We start from the raw sequence: 14607 nt of genomic DNA on the forward strand, positions 1-14607 counted from the left end.
TATAAAATGTTTGCCGAATGCAACCAGAACATTTTTTATCAGTTTTAGAAAAGAAAGATGGAATTGCAAGTATTCAGCATTTTTACGCTGGTTTTTTCAATCTGAATTGACAGGATGCCTTGATATGTATTGCCATTTTAAAATTTAAAGTTGCAGATTTTCAGTGTTTTATATTTTGTGTGCTGGATTTTATCAGCCGATAGAGAAGTTGATGAAATACTATTTTTTTCTCTGCACAGTCCGTGTAAAAGTTATGGAAGCTAACGCTACATTTTTAAAGGTGAAATTTTGATGAAAAAATTAATATTAAAGGCCTGATTTTTGCTATGTTTTTCTTGTGGGAATTATAAAGAAGATTATGATTGCGGACGATGATCCGGGAATTGTGGATGCGGTAGAGATCATCTTGGATTTTGAAGGTTATGAGGTTTCGTCGACGGTAAATGGAGCTACTGTTTTGGATATGAAAACGGAGTTTCCTGACCTGCTTTTGCTTGATATCTGGATGTCCGGATCAGACGGACGCGATATTTGTCGTGAACTTAAACAACGAGCCGATACCAAAGCTATTCCCATTATTATGATATCTGCCAGCCGCGATATCGAGCGCTCTGCTTACGAAGCTGGTGCTGATGACTTTCTTGCCAAGCCTTTTGAAATTGATGATCTGTTGGGGAAAATAAGGCGGTTGCTGTAAAGTTTTAATTGACAGATTAGATTGAAAAGTTAAAAGCTCATCCCTTGGGCTAATATATATCCATGTCTTTTTATTTATAAAGGGAATATCTCACATTCCAACACAACAAGTTATTTAATTCTTGTCTTTAAAAACAGGACCTGTATAGTTCATCTTAGAGCTATAGGTCTTCTGAAGACCTAAAAAAGGCGTGGGCAATGTGCGATTCCTTCCTCGGGGAAGGGGAGGTAGGGGTTAAATCAGGCGTTCATGTGCTGTTGCCGATGGTTGTCGGCGAAAACCATCCCAGCGATTGCGCGCATCTCAGCAGCAATTCCTCAGTCTCTCAGCCCCCTGTTCATTATCACAAAATCTGTCCGATATCGATCACTTTTTTAAAGTATTAAATTTGTAATTATCTTATAATTAGCTAATTGCAATTGGTATGGCTCTTGCAAAACCTTATGCAAATTATATCACAATGGATAAGGAAATAACGCTCGAGGTATCATCGCAAAAAAGAAAAAAAGGAGCGTTGATAGCAGTTATAAGCATCACAGTATTGGTACTGTTAATAGTTGTACTTCGCGGATTCATCAAATCATCGGTAAAAAGATCTGAGATAACTATGGCTACTGTTGAGGTAGGCAATATAGAAAATACCCTTAACGCTACAGGCGAGGTTTTGCCTGAGTTTGAAGAGATCATTACCAGCCCTATAAATGCATCAATAAAAAGCGCGCTGATGGATGCCGGTAATAAAATTAAGCCGGGCCAATCGATACTCACACTTGATAAATCGGCTACGCAAACAGAATTTGATAAACTGAATTTTACGCTGGAATCTAAGCGTAACGAGATTAGCAAGTTAAAGCTCGATCTGGGCAAGAGCTTTTACGATATTCAATCCAATAACGATATCAAACAACTGCGGATCAGCAACCTGGCTGATGCTGTTGAAAATGCCAAACGGTTGTTTAAAGCTGGCGGAGGCACCCGGGAAGGGATTGAACAGGCCGAGCTTAATCTGAAAGTTGCTCAGTTAGAGAAAAAACAACTGGAAAACGAGATCAGGAATAAGCAACAAACCATGCAGATCGAGATTAAAGAAGCGCAGATAGCGGCCGATATCCAGGTAAATGATATCAACGCATTGCAGCGCAAATTAAACCTGGCTAATGTAGTTGCCACCCGTGCCGGTGTTATCACCTATGTAAATAAGAATATTGGAGCAAATGTGCATGAAGGCGAAACGCTTGCCCGTATTGCCGATCTGGGCAGTTTCAAAGTATCGGGCAGTATATCAGATAATTCTATGGATCAGTTACATAGTGGTATCCCGGTTATTATCCGTATTAACGACAATCAGCTGCGCGGCCATGTAACCAATGTATCCCCATCTATACAAAATAGCATCATTTCTTTCGATATCCAGTTAGATGACCGGGCTAACAAACTGCTTCGCCCAAACATGAAAGTGGATGTTTTTTTGGTGACAGCAACGCATAATAAAATCATGCGGGTGGCTAACGGACCAGCGTTCAAGGGGCCAACTGTTCAGGATATTTTTGTGGTAAACAACGGCAAAGCAGAGAAGCGCACGGTGCACATCGGTCTCACTAATTTTGATTATGTGGAAATACAGGATGGTGTTAAGCCCGGCGATGTGGTGATTACAACAGACATGAGCGAATATAAAAACTCAAAAGAAGTAACGATTACGAATTAATAGCCTCAGCCCAAATGAAACTTTTATACTCCATATTATTGCTAACCATTAGCACAAAGTTATTTGCCGGCGGCAGCAACGATACGCTGCGCTTAACTTTACAGCAAGTGGTTGAAATGGCGAAGGCTAATTCTATAGCTGCCAAGCAAGCTGCCACCGTGCGCGAAACCAAGTATTGGGAATATCGTACCTATAAATCAAATTACCAGCCGCAGCTGTCATTAAGCGGCATCCTGCCTGGCTATACTAAATCTTTTACGCAGGTGCAACAGCCCGATGGTACCATCAGGTTTCAGCCTATTCATAATGATAACTCATCGCTGGCACTTAATTTTAGCCAAAGCATTACGGCTACAGGAGGTACTGTTTATGGTACTACCCAACTGCAGCGGTTTGATGATTTCGACAGGCATAATATCCTGTACAATGGTATCCCTTACGGGATCGGTTATACCCAGCCGCTCTTCCAGTTTAACAGCCTTAAATGGGACAAAAAAATAGAGCCCTTAAAATATAATGAAAGCAAACAGGCCTATATAGAGGCGCAGGAAAAGATTGCTATAGATGTTGAAGGTTTCTTTTTCGACTTGTTACTGGCCCAGGTTAATTTAAAAATTGCCGAAACCAACTATGTAAATACGCAAAAGATCATGAACATTGCCAACACTAAATTTGAGTTGGGCAAGGTATCAAAAAACGAGATATTGCAATTGCAGCTGGAACAGATCAACGCAAAAAAGGCGGTAGGTACCGCTAAACGCGATATGGAAATTGCTACCCTAAATCTGCGCAGTTATACCGGGCTGGAGGGAGAGGAGAAGATAGTGCTGGCTGTGCCCGAGAACATCAGCCAGATGCAGGTATCATCAGATAAAGTGTTGGCAGAAGCATTTTCTAATCGCTCGGATGCCATTGCGTTTTTAAGGCGTGTTGCCGAAGCTAAAAGGGATGTGGCCAAGGCAAAGGGTCAAAATGGTTTAACTGCTACACTGAATGCTAACCTGGGCTATTCAAATACGGCAACCAGTATCCCCGGCGTTTATAAAAATCCACAAAACCAGCAGGTGTTGCAGGTACAGTTAGCCGTGCCGATATTGGATTGGGGCCGTTCAAAATCGCGCGCCAAAACTGCATTGGCCAACCAGCAATTTACCGAGTATGCCGTTGAGCAGGACAAGCAAACTTTTAAGCAGCAGATAGTAACCCAGGTATCGCTTTTTAACGTGATGAAAGAGCAGCTGGTATACACCGCCGAGGCTGACAGTATTGCATCCGAAAAATACCAGATAGCCCGTGAACGCTATGTTTTAGGCGATCTGAGCATCACAGATTTGGGCATAGCCTTCCGCGAGAACGACCAGGCCAAGCGGGATTATGTAGCTTCGCTCCGCGATTTTTGGGGAGCCTACTACCAGTTGCGCTACCTGTCACTTTACGATTTTGAAACCAACAAAAAAATCACATATCAATAGATAATTTAAATTCAATAAATCACTAATAGAGTCAATCATAATTAACCAGCCGAATTATTAATTCATTAACTCAACAAATCACTAATTAAAAAAGATATGATCCGTTTACAAAACATTGAAAAAGTGTACCGCACAGACACTATAGAAACCCTGGCCCTTAACAGCATAAGCCTTGATATTGCCAAAGGCGAATTTTTATCCATCATGGGCCCATCCGGCTGTGGTAAAAGTACCTTGCTGAATATTATGGGTCTGCTGGATGCACCGTCAAAAGGGATGATCAAAATTGCCGATAAATCAACCGAAAATCTAAATGATAAGCAGCTGGCTCAGTTCAGGAATAAAACACTGGGCTTTATCTTCCAGAGTTATCACCTCATCAATGATCTGCAGGTATTGGATAACGTGGAGTTACCGCTGCTATACCGCGATACCAGGGCTAAAGAACGCAAAAGGCTGGCAACAGAGGCCTTGGAAAAAGTTGGATTAGCTAACCGTGTTAAACATTTTCCTACCCAATTATCGGGTGGTCAAAGGCAGCGTGTGGCTATAGCAAGAGCCATTGTGGGCAGGCCGGACATTATTTTGGCCGATGAGCCAACCGGTAACCTGGATAGCGCCATGGGTAACGAGATTATGGAGATCCTGATCAACCTGAACCGTAATGAAGGTACCACCATTGTAATGGTTACGCACGATGAAAATATGGCTCACAAAACACACCGTTTGGTGCGCCTGTTTGATGGTTCGCAAGTTCAATAATTAACCGCTTAAATATAATGTTATGCTTAAAAATTATTTTAAAATAGCCATAGCGGTATTGCGCCGAAGAAAGTTCTTCACCTTTATCAGCCTGTTTGGTATCAGCTTTACGCTTACCATATTACTGGTGCTTACCGCCTTTTTAGATAAAATTGCCGGGGATAGTTACCCCGACAGGAAACGGGATCGATCGTTATACATATCCCGCATTCAGCAAAAATCAAAAAACGGTCAAAGCTCTGGTACAATGTCGTTTTACTATCTCGACCACTATGTACGCACCCTTAAAACTCCGGTTAAGCTGGGGATATCATCTATGTTTAACGGTACTAATACCTATGTAAACAATAAAAAGATAGCCGTGAGCTACAAATACACCAACAACGATTACTGGGATATTATGGATTATGATTTTATTGAGGGTAAAGCTTTTAGCAGGCAGCAATTAGCCAATGCCGATAAGGTTGCGGTAATATCTGAGGACATGAAGAAACAGTATTTTGGCGACGTGCCATCAGTTGTAGGCAAATATATTGAAGCCGATAACGTGAAATACAGGGTGACAGGTGTAGTTAAAAATGTACCTGTTACCAGTTATATGACCTATAGCGATATTTTCCTTCCTTACACGGTATCAAAATCAGATGTAACCAAGAATAAGGGATACCAGGGCGGTTACTTTGGGATACTACTTGCAAATTCAAAAAGCGATGTACAGCGCATGCACGATGAATATGAAGGATTGGTAAAAAGGTTGCCTATGGAGAGTAAAGATTTTTACAAAATATCCAGTCATGCCGACCCCTATATTGTAAGCTATGTTGATACCGGGAACGACGATCTTTCGGGTGTAACCATAGTACTTACCGCGATAACCATATTTACGTTATTGGTTACACTTTTGCCAACGCTCAACCTGGTGAACATCAATATTACCCGTATTATGGAACGCTCATCAGAAATAGGGGTGCGCAAGGCATTTGGCGCATCATCCGGAACATTGGTTTACCAATTTATTGTTGAAAATATTATACTCACCTTGTTAGGGGGGCTTATAGGAATAGTATTGTCATTTATAGCGATACAGGTTTTAAATAGTATGAAACTGATTCCTAACCTTATACTCTCCCTCAACTTTACGGTGTTGGGTATAGGTTTGCTTATTTGCTTCTTTTTTGGGCTGCTATCGGGCGTATATCCGGCCTGGCGCATGTCAAAACTAAACGTTGTAACTGCGTTAAAAGCGCAATAAATCATTTACCATTAAATTAAGATATTATGTTTAAGCATTTATTTAAGCTCATCTGGAATAAAAAGAAACAGAACTTTTTATTGATGTCCGAAATGTTTTTTTCATTCCTGGTGCTGTTCGCAGTATTTACGCTGATGGTGTATTACTATAGCAACTATAAAAAAACAATGGGTATGGAATATGAAAATGTATGGGCGGTTAGCTATAACAACGCCCTGCAAACAAAAAACACCGATTCGCTGAATATGTATTACCAAACTTTGCGCCAAACCGTAAAAGCGATGCCGGAGGTTAAAGAAATTAGTTTCTGCAGCGATAATATTCCTTTTTCGCAAAATACATGGAATGGTTCGGCAACCTTCAATCATAAAACATATGACCATGTTGATATGTACAATGCCGAGGATAGTTACCTTAAAACCATGACCGGAACCTTACTTGAAGGCAGATGGTTTAACAAAACAGATATTGTTTCTAAAGTGCCTTCGGTTGTGATAAATAATGAGTTAAGGGAAAAATTATTTGGAAAAGACCAGGCAATAGGTAAAATATTTGACGAAAGTGACGATGGTAAAAATAAGAAAAGAGTAATAGGGGTGATACAGGCCATCAAAATGAAGGGTGATTATGCAAAGCCCGGCGACGCCATTTATCACCGCGTTGATACCGGCACATTCAGGTGGATGGGTAAGATCATGGTACAAGTTACTCCTAATGCCGATGCCGCCTTTGAAGCCCGTTTGTATAAAACACTGGCCAACTACATGAAAGATTCCAACGTGGAGATTGAGCACCTGGCAAATAAACGCAAGGATATTAACTATTTTACTTTGGTGCCTATGATAGTTTTATCAATAGTAGGAGGTTTTTTAATAATTAATGTGGCGCTTGGGCTGTTTGGTGTACTGTGGTATAACATTAATAAAAGGCGGGGCGAAATTGGTTTGCGCAGGGCGGTTGGTGCTTCTGGTGGTTCTGTCTCCACGCAATTGATCTCAGAATCAATGATTTTGGCTACGTTTTCGCTCATCATCGGGTCTTTTTTTGCCGTACAGTTCCCGTTGTTAAATGTGTTTGATCTTTCGGCAGGTATTTATTTAATGGCCATTTTATTCTCTGTATTATTTATATATGTGCTGGTGTTTTTATGCTCATTGTATCCCGGCAGGCAGGCGGCGGCAATTTATCCGGCAGTTGCTTTACACGAAGAATAATTACGATATTAACCTGCAATTATGATATTGGTTATTGATGATGATATTGCTGTACGTACCTCGCTTTTGTTGCTGCTAAAAAGCGAAGGTTATGATGTGTTAAGTACCGAAGAGCCCGCTGAGGCCATTAAGATCGTAAAGAAAAAAAGTCCTGAACTGATCATTCTCGACCTGAATTTCTCTATCGATACTTCGGGCCGGGAGGGGATGGATTTGCTTGAAAAGATAAAACAGGTTAACAGCGCTATTCCGGTGGTGCTGATAACCGGCTGGGGAAGTATCGAACTGGCTGTAAAAGGAATGAAGCTGGGCGCCAATGATTTTATTAATAAGCCATGGAACAACGAGCACCTTTTACAGTCGGTTAAAACCCTGCTTGATCTGCAGGATAAAAAAACGGAGCATCGTACCCGCAAGCAATTAGATAAAACGTACAACTTTCAGCACATAATAGGAGAAGATGCTAAAATGCTGGATATCCTGGAAACCATTGGCCGGGTAGCCACCACTGATGCATCTATCCTCATCATGGGCGAAAGCGGTACGGGTAAAGAATTAATAGCGGAGGCTATTCACCAGAATAGCTTGCGCCGCAACAAGCCATTTATAAAGGTGAACCTGGGCGGCATCTCCACATCTTTGTTTGAGAGCGAGATGTTCGGCCATATCCGGGGAGCTTTTACAGATGCCCGGTTTGATAGGGTAGGCCGTTTTGAAATGGCAAATAAGGGGACTATATTTTTAGATGAGATAGGCGATCTTGATGCCAGCAGCCAAGTGAAACTGCTGCGGGTATTGCAGGATAGAACCTACGAGATGCTGGGTAGCAGCCGTACCAAAACGCTGGATACCCGGGTGGTTTGTGCCACCAACAAAAACCTTAATGAAATGGTATCGCGCGGTACTTTCAGGGAGGATTTGTTGTATCGTATAAATCTCATCACTGTTTATCTGCCTGCCTTGCGCGAGCGGCCAAAGGATATTCCTTTACTGGTTGATTTTTTTATAAATAATTTAAAAGAGATCTATAACAGGCCAAAATTATCTGTGGCGCCATCGGCCATGAAGTGGCTGCAAACTTTACCTTTACCGGGCAACATAAGGCAGTTGAAAAACCTGGTGGAACGTTCTATACTGGTAAGTAAAAAAGACGAACTTGGTATTGACGATTTTCGTTCGCAACTGGAACTATCACCGGTAAAAAAAGGGAACATGCAGTTGCCGGGTGTAGGTACTTTAACTTTGGAGGAAGTTGAGGTAGAGATGATAAAGCGTGCCATGGAGCATCATAAAAATAAAATAAGCAGAGCCGCGGCGGCCCTGGGACTTACGCGAAGTGCCCTATACCGCCGGCTGGACAAATACCAGATACCATACGATGAAGCTGAGGACTAAATATGTTTTATTTGTTGTAATACTGCACCTGCTAATCCTTGTGCTCACCTATTTTATTTTTGACCAAAACAAGATCTTTTTTATTGCTTCAGAGGCGTTTGTGCTTATTTCGGTTGTGGTAGCTGTACAGCTTTATCGGCAGTTGATCAACCCTTTAAAATTATTGATGCAGGGGGTAGAAGCTATAAAGGACAAGGATTTTAATGTTAAATTTTTATCAACCGGCAAACACGAGGTAGATGCGCTGATTGATGTTTATAACCAGATGATGGACGAGCTGAGAACAGAACGCACAAGGCAGGAGCAGCAGCATTTCTTTTTAGAGAAGCTGATCTATACTTCGCCAACGGGCATCATTATATTGGATTTTGATGATCGTATACAGCAGATAAATCCCAAGGCCCTGCAGTTATTGGCTATCGCAGAGGATCAACTGCATGGTACCTCCATACATGAATTGGAACACCCCTTATTTGAACAAATGCGGGCATTAAAATCGGGCGAAACCGTGGTAGTAAAGCTGGATGGCGTAAGCTCATTTAAACTGCAGAAATCGCATTTTGTAGACAGAGGGTTTTCTCGCCATTTTATCATGATAGAGGATTTGACGGCCGAGATTCTGGCGGCCGAGAAAAAGGTTTATGGCAAGGTGATCAGGATGATGGCGCACGAGGTAAATAACACCATTGGTCCTGTTAATTCCATTATGCAATCGGCTATGAAAACCCACCAGCTTTGGGAGGGCCATGAGTTTGATGTCCTGAAAGATGCATTGCAGGTAGCTATGGACCGTAACCAAAACCTCAACTTATTTATGCGCAACTTTGCCGATTTGGTGAAGCTGCCGCCTGCCAATAAACAACCAATGGTACTTCAGAAGCTTATTCAGTCTGTCGCCACCTTAATGGACATTAAAGCCAGAGAAAAGGGAGTTAGGTTTGAATTTAACCTGCCCGATGATGCCGTAAACATACGGGCCGATGAACAGCAGCTGGAGCAGGCTTTAATCAATATTGTAAAAAACGCCATTGAATCTATTGATGGTGATGGTTTGGTGAAATTTACACTTATCCCCAGTGAAAGAAAACTCATCATCACCGATACCGGTAAGGGCATAACCGCCGAGCAAAGCACTAATCTTTTTTCGCCATTCTTCAGCACCAAAAAAGACGGGCAGGGGATAGGGCTTACCCTAACAAGGGAAATCCTGCTGAATCACGGTTTTGAGTTCAGTTTAAAAACTGTTGCGGAGAAACAAACGGAGTTTGTGATGTGGTTTAATTAGTTGAATAAGTTATGTCACGAGGAATAAAATCCTGGGACAGCAAAGGATCAATTAATGTTTAAAAAGATTTGTCATCCTGAACGCAGTGAAGGATCTATTATTCGCCATGCTTCTTCGCCCTGTAAAGTCTGCGAATAGATCTTTCACTGCGTTCAGGATGACAAAAGGTTTTTTTGCAAATATGACATTGCAAGCAATCGCGAACTGTGCATATTCGCCTTGTAATGTTTCGAGGTTGCCGTGCTGCGCTCGCAATGACGATTATGTAAGTCGCTGATTGTTAGTGTTGTTTGTAGAGACGCATATTTGCGTCTCCCGCGTGCAAATCGGCGATGTAAATCCGCTCTGTATAGCTGGAGACGCAAATATGCGTCTCTACGAAAAGCCTTGCCTGCCATAGGTCATCACCATTTTTTTAGGTTTATCCCTGGGGGATTCTCAGCGATGACAATTAGTACTATTTTGTCGCTGCAACCTTATTCTTCCTCCCCCAACTCACATAAGAAACCACCAATATCACCAAAAATATAAGCGGAGCCACCCGCATAGCAACAGGATCGCCCGAGGCTGAGTGCGCGATAAAGGCGGATATAAATACGATGAATAATCCGGCATAGGCCCATTCTTTTATTTTGGATAAAGCCGGAACAAGAAGTAATATGGCGGCTATCACTTTGGCAATGGCCAGTTCAATTCTGAAATAATCGGGAAAACCGAGGTGCTTAAATGCCTGTGCCATTTCTGGCTTGGTGAGGTAGGCAAAGGCCGAGTAGGTCATCATTAACGAAATAATAGAAGTAGTAACCCAGTAAGTAATTTTAATAGCTTTCATGTTTGTATTTTGTGATACAAACTTATGTATCTTTGCTATCAATAAGATACTACTATCCCAAAGGATAGCGGTATCCTTTAGGATAGTTCATCAATATGGAAACACTTACAGATAATCACATTCATACCCCCGAAGCCTGCAACGCCAGTATAAACGCTGTGCGTGATACCCTATACGTGCTGAATGGAAAATGGAAGCTGCCATTAATAGTTGCCCTGCAAAATGGCCCCCTGCGGTTTAATGATATCCAGCGCGCATTGGGTGATATCACCCCTAAAATTTTGTCGAAGGAATTGCGGGAACTTGAATTGAATGAGTTTTTAACCCGCAAAGTTGAGTCAACCAGGCCTGTCACCGTTACCTATCAGCTTGCAGAATATAGCCGATCATTAAATAGTGTGATAGAGGAGTTAATGAAATGGGGTTTACAGCACCGCGAGCGGATAGTAGCCAGCCGGAAGAAAGCCATGTAAACCTTAAGGTTTATTGACTGTTTTTTTATCCATTTCAACCAATTTTAATATAATCATTTTAAATCCCTAAATCCTTTTAGTAATGTTGTATATCCAATTCAAACATCTACTATGCAAAGGCGACATTTTATTAAACTTACAGCAACTACCGGCGCGGCTATATTATTTAGTCGATTAACTTACGCAACATCAACCCAAACAACTGCCATCAATCTGCCCGATGAGGTTTGGGCACAATCCGGCACGGAATGGTTTAAGCTGAAGAGTACCAACGGCAGCAAATTCAATTATAAGGATATCGAGGTTACGGTTAAAGCCAATGGAAATGCAAAAGGGGTATATATACAATCGCCAACCCAGCAGCTTAATTCGGTGCGTTTAAAATGGAAGCACAATACATCTTCTTCAGCAAAATATCTTGGCGATCACTGGGAGCGCTCTTATGGCGACCTGCAATGGAAAACCGGGTTTAATGGCAGCAAAAGTCCATGGTATGTAATTATTCACGATACTAAACAAACAGCGTGTTTTGGTGTGAAAACGGGCGCTAATAGTATTTGTTGGTGGGGTTTAGGTGCCGATAGTCTTGATCTTAATTTAGATACACATTCTGGCGGTAACGGTGTATTGCTGGGTAATCGTACTTTGCATGCTGCGGATATTGTTACTTCACATGGCTTGCCCGGCGAAACACCTTTCCGTACCGATCATCGGTTTTGTGGTATCATGTGCGAAAAGCCGCGTTTGCCCAAACAACCAATTTATGGTATCAATGACTGGTACTTTGCTTATGGCAATAACAATTTCGACCTGATAAAGCAAACTACCGCTATGATGAGCGAGCTGGTTACTGATACCAATAACAAGCCATTTTCTGTAATTGATGCAGGCTGGGCTACCTACTCGCCCTTATTACCGGGCGACGGCGGCTGGAATGATGATTTTTCTAAACCCAACGATAAATTTAAGGATATGCACCTGTTGGGCGATGAGATTAAAAAGCTGGGCATGCGTCCCGGTTTGTGGATGCGCCCGCTTTGTGCCCGTCATGATGAAAAAGCAAGTTTATTAGCTCCAAAGATCCCCGGCAGAGACGATCCTAAAAATCCAACCCTCGATCCAACCATCCCCGAAAATATAGAGCGCGTTAAACGCAACTTTGATTTTTACAAGCAGTGGGGCTATGAGATGGTGAAGCATGATTTTAGCACCTATGATATTACTGGCCGCTGGGGTTTTGATATGAAGGATAGTATTACATCGGCTGGTTGGAATTTTAACGACAGGAGTAAGACCACTGCCGAGATCATCCTCCACTTATATCGTTCCATCCGCGAGGCAGCGGGTGATGGTATTTATGTGATTGGTTGTAACACGATGAGTCATTTAAGTGCAGGCATATTTGAAATGTGCCGGATAGGTGACGATACCAGCGGAAATGAATGGGGCAGAACACGCAAAATGGGCGTAAATACGTTGGCTTTCCGTTTGCCGCAGCACAATAAGTTTTATGCCGTTGATGGGGATTGCGTCGGCCTTACCACCAAAATTGAATGGGCGAGAAATAAACAATGGCTTGAACTATTGGCAGAAAGTGGTGCACCACTATTCGTCTCGGGGCAACCCGAGGCCATGGGCGCCGAACAAAAGGCCGCCGTAAAAAAAGCATTCGCCGCTGCCGCCAAAGTACAACCCTTGGGCGAACCACTGGATTGGATGGACACCATGCTGCCCGAAAAATGGAAACTGAATGGTAAGTTGGTTGAGTTTAACTGGGCGTAGAGTGTTCTTAGCTTAATTGCAAGGCATGGCGTCGAGTCGACTCATCCCGACCATCGCTTCGCTTGTCACCCCTCTCTCCGCTTTGCGCATAGAGGGGCTTAAAAAAACTTCCCGACCCTCTTTCCACCGCAGGTGAAGAGAGGGTCGGCCAGCGTAGCATAGCCGGGGTGAGTCGGTTGCCCGCGTTCAAAGCCAGACTGTAGAATCCCAGATTTACGAAGTTTTTAAAACTTCGTAAATCTTTTCACCTTTTCACCTTTTCACCTTTCACCTTTTACCTTTCACCATTCGCCTTTCACCTTTTATCGTTCAGATTATCAGTGTCTTATTGTTTCTGATTAACATAAATACAGAACTCAATTCCCTCCGTAAACAATGTAATCATTATCTTGTTCCACATTTACGCTGAACAGGACAATTTATCATGAAGAAAATATTGCTATTTACACCCATACTTTTTATACTGTCATGCGGGCATGATCCGGCTCAGCAACAGGAAAATAAGAAGCTTAATAGCCTTGCTATTGAGTATGTTAGGTTGGGGCTTGCCATCGGTCAATATGATACTGATTTTGTAGATGCCTACTATGGTCCGGATTCATTGAAGCCGAAGCAAGCGCCTGCAAAGGAGTTTCCGAAGGATAGTTTGCTGGCCAATACCAATGTTTTAATGAATGAGTTGAAAATTATTTCCACTAACTCAGCAGTAGATACCAATAAAATACGTGCAAACTGGCTTATGGATCAGCTGGTAGCATTTAGCAGGCGCATCAGGATCTTTTCTGGCGAGGAAAGGCCCTTTGATGAAGAATCAAAGGAACTTTTCGGCGTAGTTGCCCCTGTTTACACCGAAGATTATTTTAAAGCGCAGGTAAATTTGCTTGATAGTATTTTGCCGGGTAAAGGCCGGGTGAACGACCGTTTTCAAAAGCTGGCTAATAAATTCATCATCCCGAAAGACAAACTCGATCCGGTGATTAAAGCTGCCATTGCCGAAGCCCGCAAACGCACTATGGCCCACTACACTTTACCCGCAGGCGAAGCTTTTACGCTGGAGTATGTAACTAATAAACCATGGAGTGGCTATAACTGGTACAAGGGCAATTATAAAAGCACGGTACAGATTAATACCGATCTCAAAATTTTTATTGACAGGGCAATTGATGTGGGCAGCCATGAAAGCTACCCCGGTCACCACGTGTACAATATGTTGCTGGAGAAAAATCTGTACCACGATAAGGGTTGGGTGGAAGTATCCATGTACCCGCTTTTTAGCCCGCAAAGTTTAGTTGCCGAGGGGAGCGCTAACTACGGTATTGAAGTAGCTTTCCCGGGGGATGAAAAAGTAAAGTTTGCTAAAAACGTATTGTTGCCATTAGCTGGTTTGGATACAGCTGGCATCAACCTGTATTTTAAGGCCCTTGCCATAAAAGGTACACTAAATTATGCCCGTAACGAGGCCGCGAGGGGATTGATTAACAACACCATGTCGCGCGATAAAGCAACCACTTATCTTACCAAATATTGTTTGATGAATGATGAAACGGCTGCCAAATCCATTAGTTTTATTAAAAAATACCGCAGTTACGTAATCAATTATAACTACGGTTTGGATATGGTAAAAAACTACATAGAAAAAAATGGCGGTACGCCCAAAGACCCGATAAAACGATGGGAACTTTTTGGTAGATTGCTGAGCAATGAGGTAACCACCGAAGAGTTGCTCAAAAAATAA

At 42.3% G+C, this 14607-nt stretch carries 12 protein-coding genes; 11 read left to right on the forward strand and 1 reads right to left on the reverse strand.

Annotated elements, in window-relative coordinates:
• The first annotated feature begins 358 nt into the window (after positions 1-358).
• From AC1DYB_RS12150 to AC1DYB_RS12185, 8 genes are all read left to right on the forward strand, one after another.
• A complete protein-coding gene (locus AC1DYB_RS12150) occupies positions 359-697 on the forward strand; it encodes a response regulator transcription factor (RefSeq protein WP_477391998.1) in 339 nt (112 codons plus the stop codon).
• 460 nt (positions 698-1157) lie between these two features.
• Positions 1158-2405, forward strand: coding sequence for an efflux RND transporter periplasmic adaptor subunit (locus AC1DYB_RS12155; protein WP_477435188.1), 1248 nt, complete (start codon positions 1158-1160; stop codon positions 2403-2405).
• A 14-nt stretch (positions 2406-2419) separates the two neighbouring features.
• Positions 2420-3877, forward strand: coding sequence for a TolC family protein (locus tag AC1DYB_RS12160; RefSeq protein WP_477435190.1), 1458 nt, complete (start codon positions 2420-2422; stop codon positions 3875-3877).
• A gap of 96 nt (positions 3878-3973) precedes the next feature.
• Positions 3974-4639, forward strand: a complete 666-nt coding sequence (locus AC1DYB_RS12165; RefSeq protein WP_477435192.1) for an ABC transporter ATP-binding protein — start codon at positions 3974-3976, stop codon at positions 4637-4639.
• Between the two features lie 22 nt (positions 4640-4661).
• Positions 4662-5891: an ABC transporter permease gene (locus AC1DYB_RS12170; protein WP_477435194.1), complete on the forward strand. Its 1230-nt coding sequence runs from the start codon at positions 4662-4664 to the stop codon at positions 5889-5891.
• A 26-nt stretch (positions 5892-5917) separates the two neighbouring features.
• A complete protein-coding gene (locus tag AC1DYB_RS12175) occupies positions 5918-7105 on the forward strand; it encodes an ABC transporter permease (RefSeq protein WP_477435196.1) in 1188 nt (395 codons plus the stop codon).
• Positions 7106-7126: 21 nt separating this feature from the next.
• The gene (locus tag AC1DYB_RS12180) at positions 7127-8500 is read left to right on the forward strand and encodes a sigma-54-dependent transcriptional regulator (RefSeq protein WP_477435198.1); all 1374 of its coding nucleotides are present in this window, start codon (positions 7127-7129) and stop codon (positions 8498-8500) included.
• Positions 8484-9785: a sensor histidine kinase gene (locus tag AC1DYB_RS12185; RefSeq protein WP_477435200.1), complete on the forward strand. Its 1302-nt coding sequence runs from the start codon at positions 8484-8486 to the stop codon at positions 9783-9785. The genes AC1DYB_RS12180 and AC1DYB_RS12185 overlap by 17 nt, the downstream gene beginning before the upstream one ends.
• Positions 9786-10242: 457 nt before the next feature.
• Here the strand turns inward: AC1DYB_RS12185 and AC1DYB_RS12190 are convergent, their stop codons facing one another.
• The gene (locus AC1DYB_RS12190; RefSeq protein WP_477435202.1) at positions 10243-10617 is read right to left on the reverse strand and encodes a DoxX family protein; all 375 of its coding nucleotides are present in this window, start codon (positions 10615-10617) and stop codon (positions 10243-10245) included.
• A gap of 95 nt (positions 10618-10712) precedes the next feature.
• On the opposite strand from AC1DYB_RS12190, the gene AC1DYB_RS12195 reads away from it, so the two are divergent.
• The 3 genes from AC1DYB_RS12195 (at position 10713) to AC1DYB_RS12205 (ending at position 14607) form a co-directional block, all read left to right on the forward strand.
• Complete coding sequence (locus AC1DYB_RS12195; protein WP_477435204.1) at positions 10713-11090, forward strand: winged helix-turn-helix transcriptional regulator; 378 nt, start codon at positions 10713-10715, stop codon at positions 11088-11090.
• A 111-nt stretch (positions 11091-11201) separates the two neighbouring features.
• Complete coding sequence (locus AC1DYB_RS12200; protein ID WP_477435206.1) at positions 11202-12872, forward strand: alpha-amylase family protein; 1671 nt, start codon at positions 11202-11204, stop codon at positions 12870-12872.
• 424 nt (positions 12873-13296) lie between these two features.
• A complete protein-coding gene (locus tag AC1DYB_RS12205) occupies positions 13297-14607 on the forward strand; it encodes a hypothetical protein (protein WP_477435208.1) in 1311 nt (436 codons plus the stop codon).

The sequence above is a fragment of the Mucilaginibacter sp. P2_A4 genome, assembly GCF_056405015.1.

Coding starts and splice junctions, on each gene's coding strand:
- AC1DYB_RS12150 (WP_477391998.1), top strand. CDS start 359: ATGATTGCGGACGATGATCCGGGAATTGTGGATGCGGTAGAGATCATC.
- AC1DYB_RS12155 (WP_477435188.1), top strand. CDS start 1,158: ATGGATAAGGAAATAACGCTCGAGGTATCATCGCAAAAAAGAAAAAAA.
- AC1DYB_RS12160 (WP_477435190.1), top strand. CDS start 2,420: ATGAAACTTTTATACTCCATATTATTGCTAACCATTAGCACAAAGTTA.
- AC1DYB_RS12165 (WP_477435192.1), top strand. CDS start 3,974: ATGATCCGTTTACAAAACATTGAAAAAGTGTACCGCACAGACACTATA.
- AC1DYB_RS12170 (WP_477435194.1), top strand. CDS start 4,662: ATGCTTAAAAATTATTTTAAAATAGCCATAGCGGTATTGCGCCGAAGA.
- AC1DYB_RS12175 (WP_477435196.1), top strand. CDS start 5,918: ATGTTTAAGCATTTATTTAAGCTCATCTGGAATAAAAAGAAACAGAAC.
- AC1DYB_RS12180 (WP_477435198.1), top strand. CDS start 7,127: ATGATATTGGTTATTGATGATGATATTGCTGTACGTACCTCGCTTTTG.
- AC1DYB_RS12185 (WP_477435200.1), top strand. CDS start 8,484: ATGAAGCTGAGGACTAAATATGTTTTATTTGTTGTAATACTGCACCTG.
- AC1DYB_RS12190 (WP_477435202.1), bottom strand. CDS start 10,617: ATGAAAGCTATTAAAATTACTTACTGGGTTACTACTTCTATTATTTCG.
- AC1DYB_RS12195 (WP_477435204.1), top strand. CDS start 10,713: ATGGAAACACTTACAGATAATCACATTCATACCCCCGAAGCCTGCAAC.
- AC1DYB_RS12200 (WP_477435206.1), top strand. CDS start 11,202: ATGCAAAGGCGACATTTTATTAAACTTACAGCAACTACCGGCGCGGCT.
- AC1DYB_RS12205 (WP_477435208.1), top strand. CDS start 13,297: ATGAAGAAAATATTGCTATTTACACCCATACTTTTTATACTGTCATGC.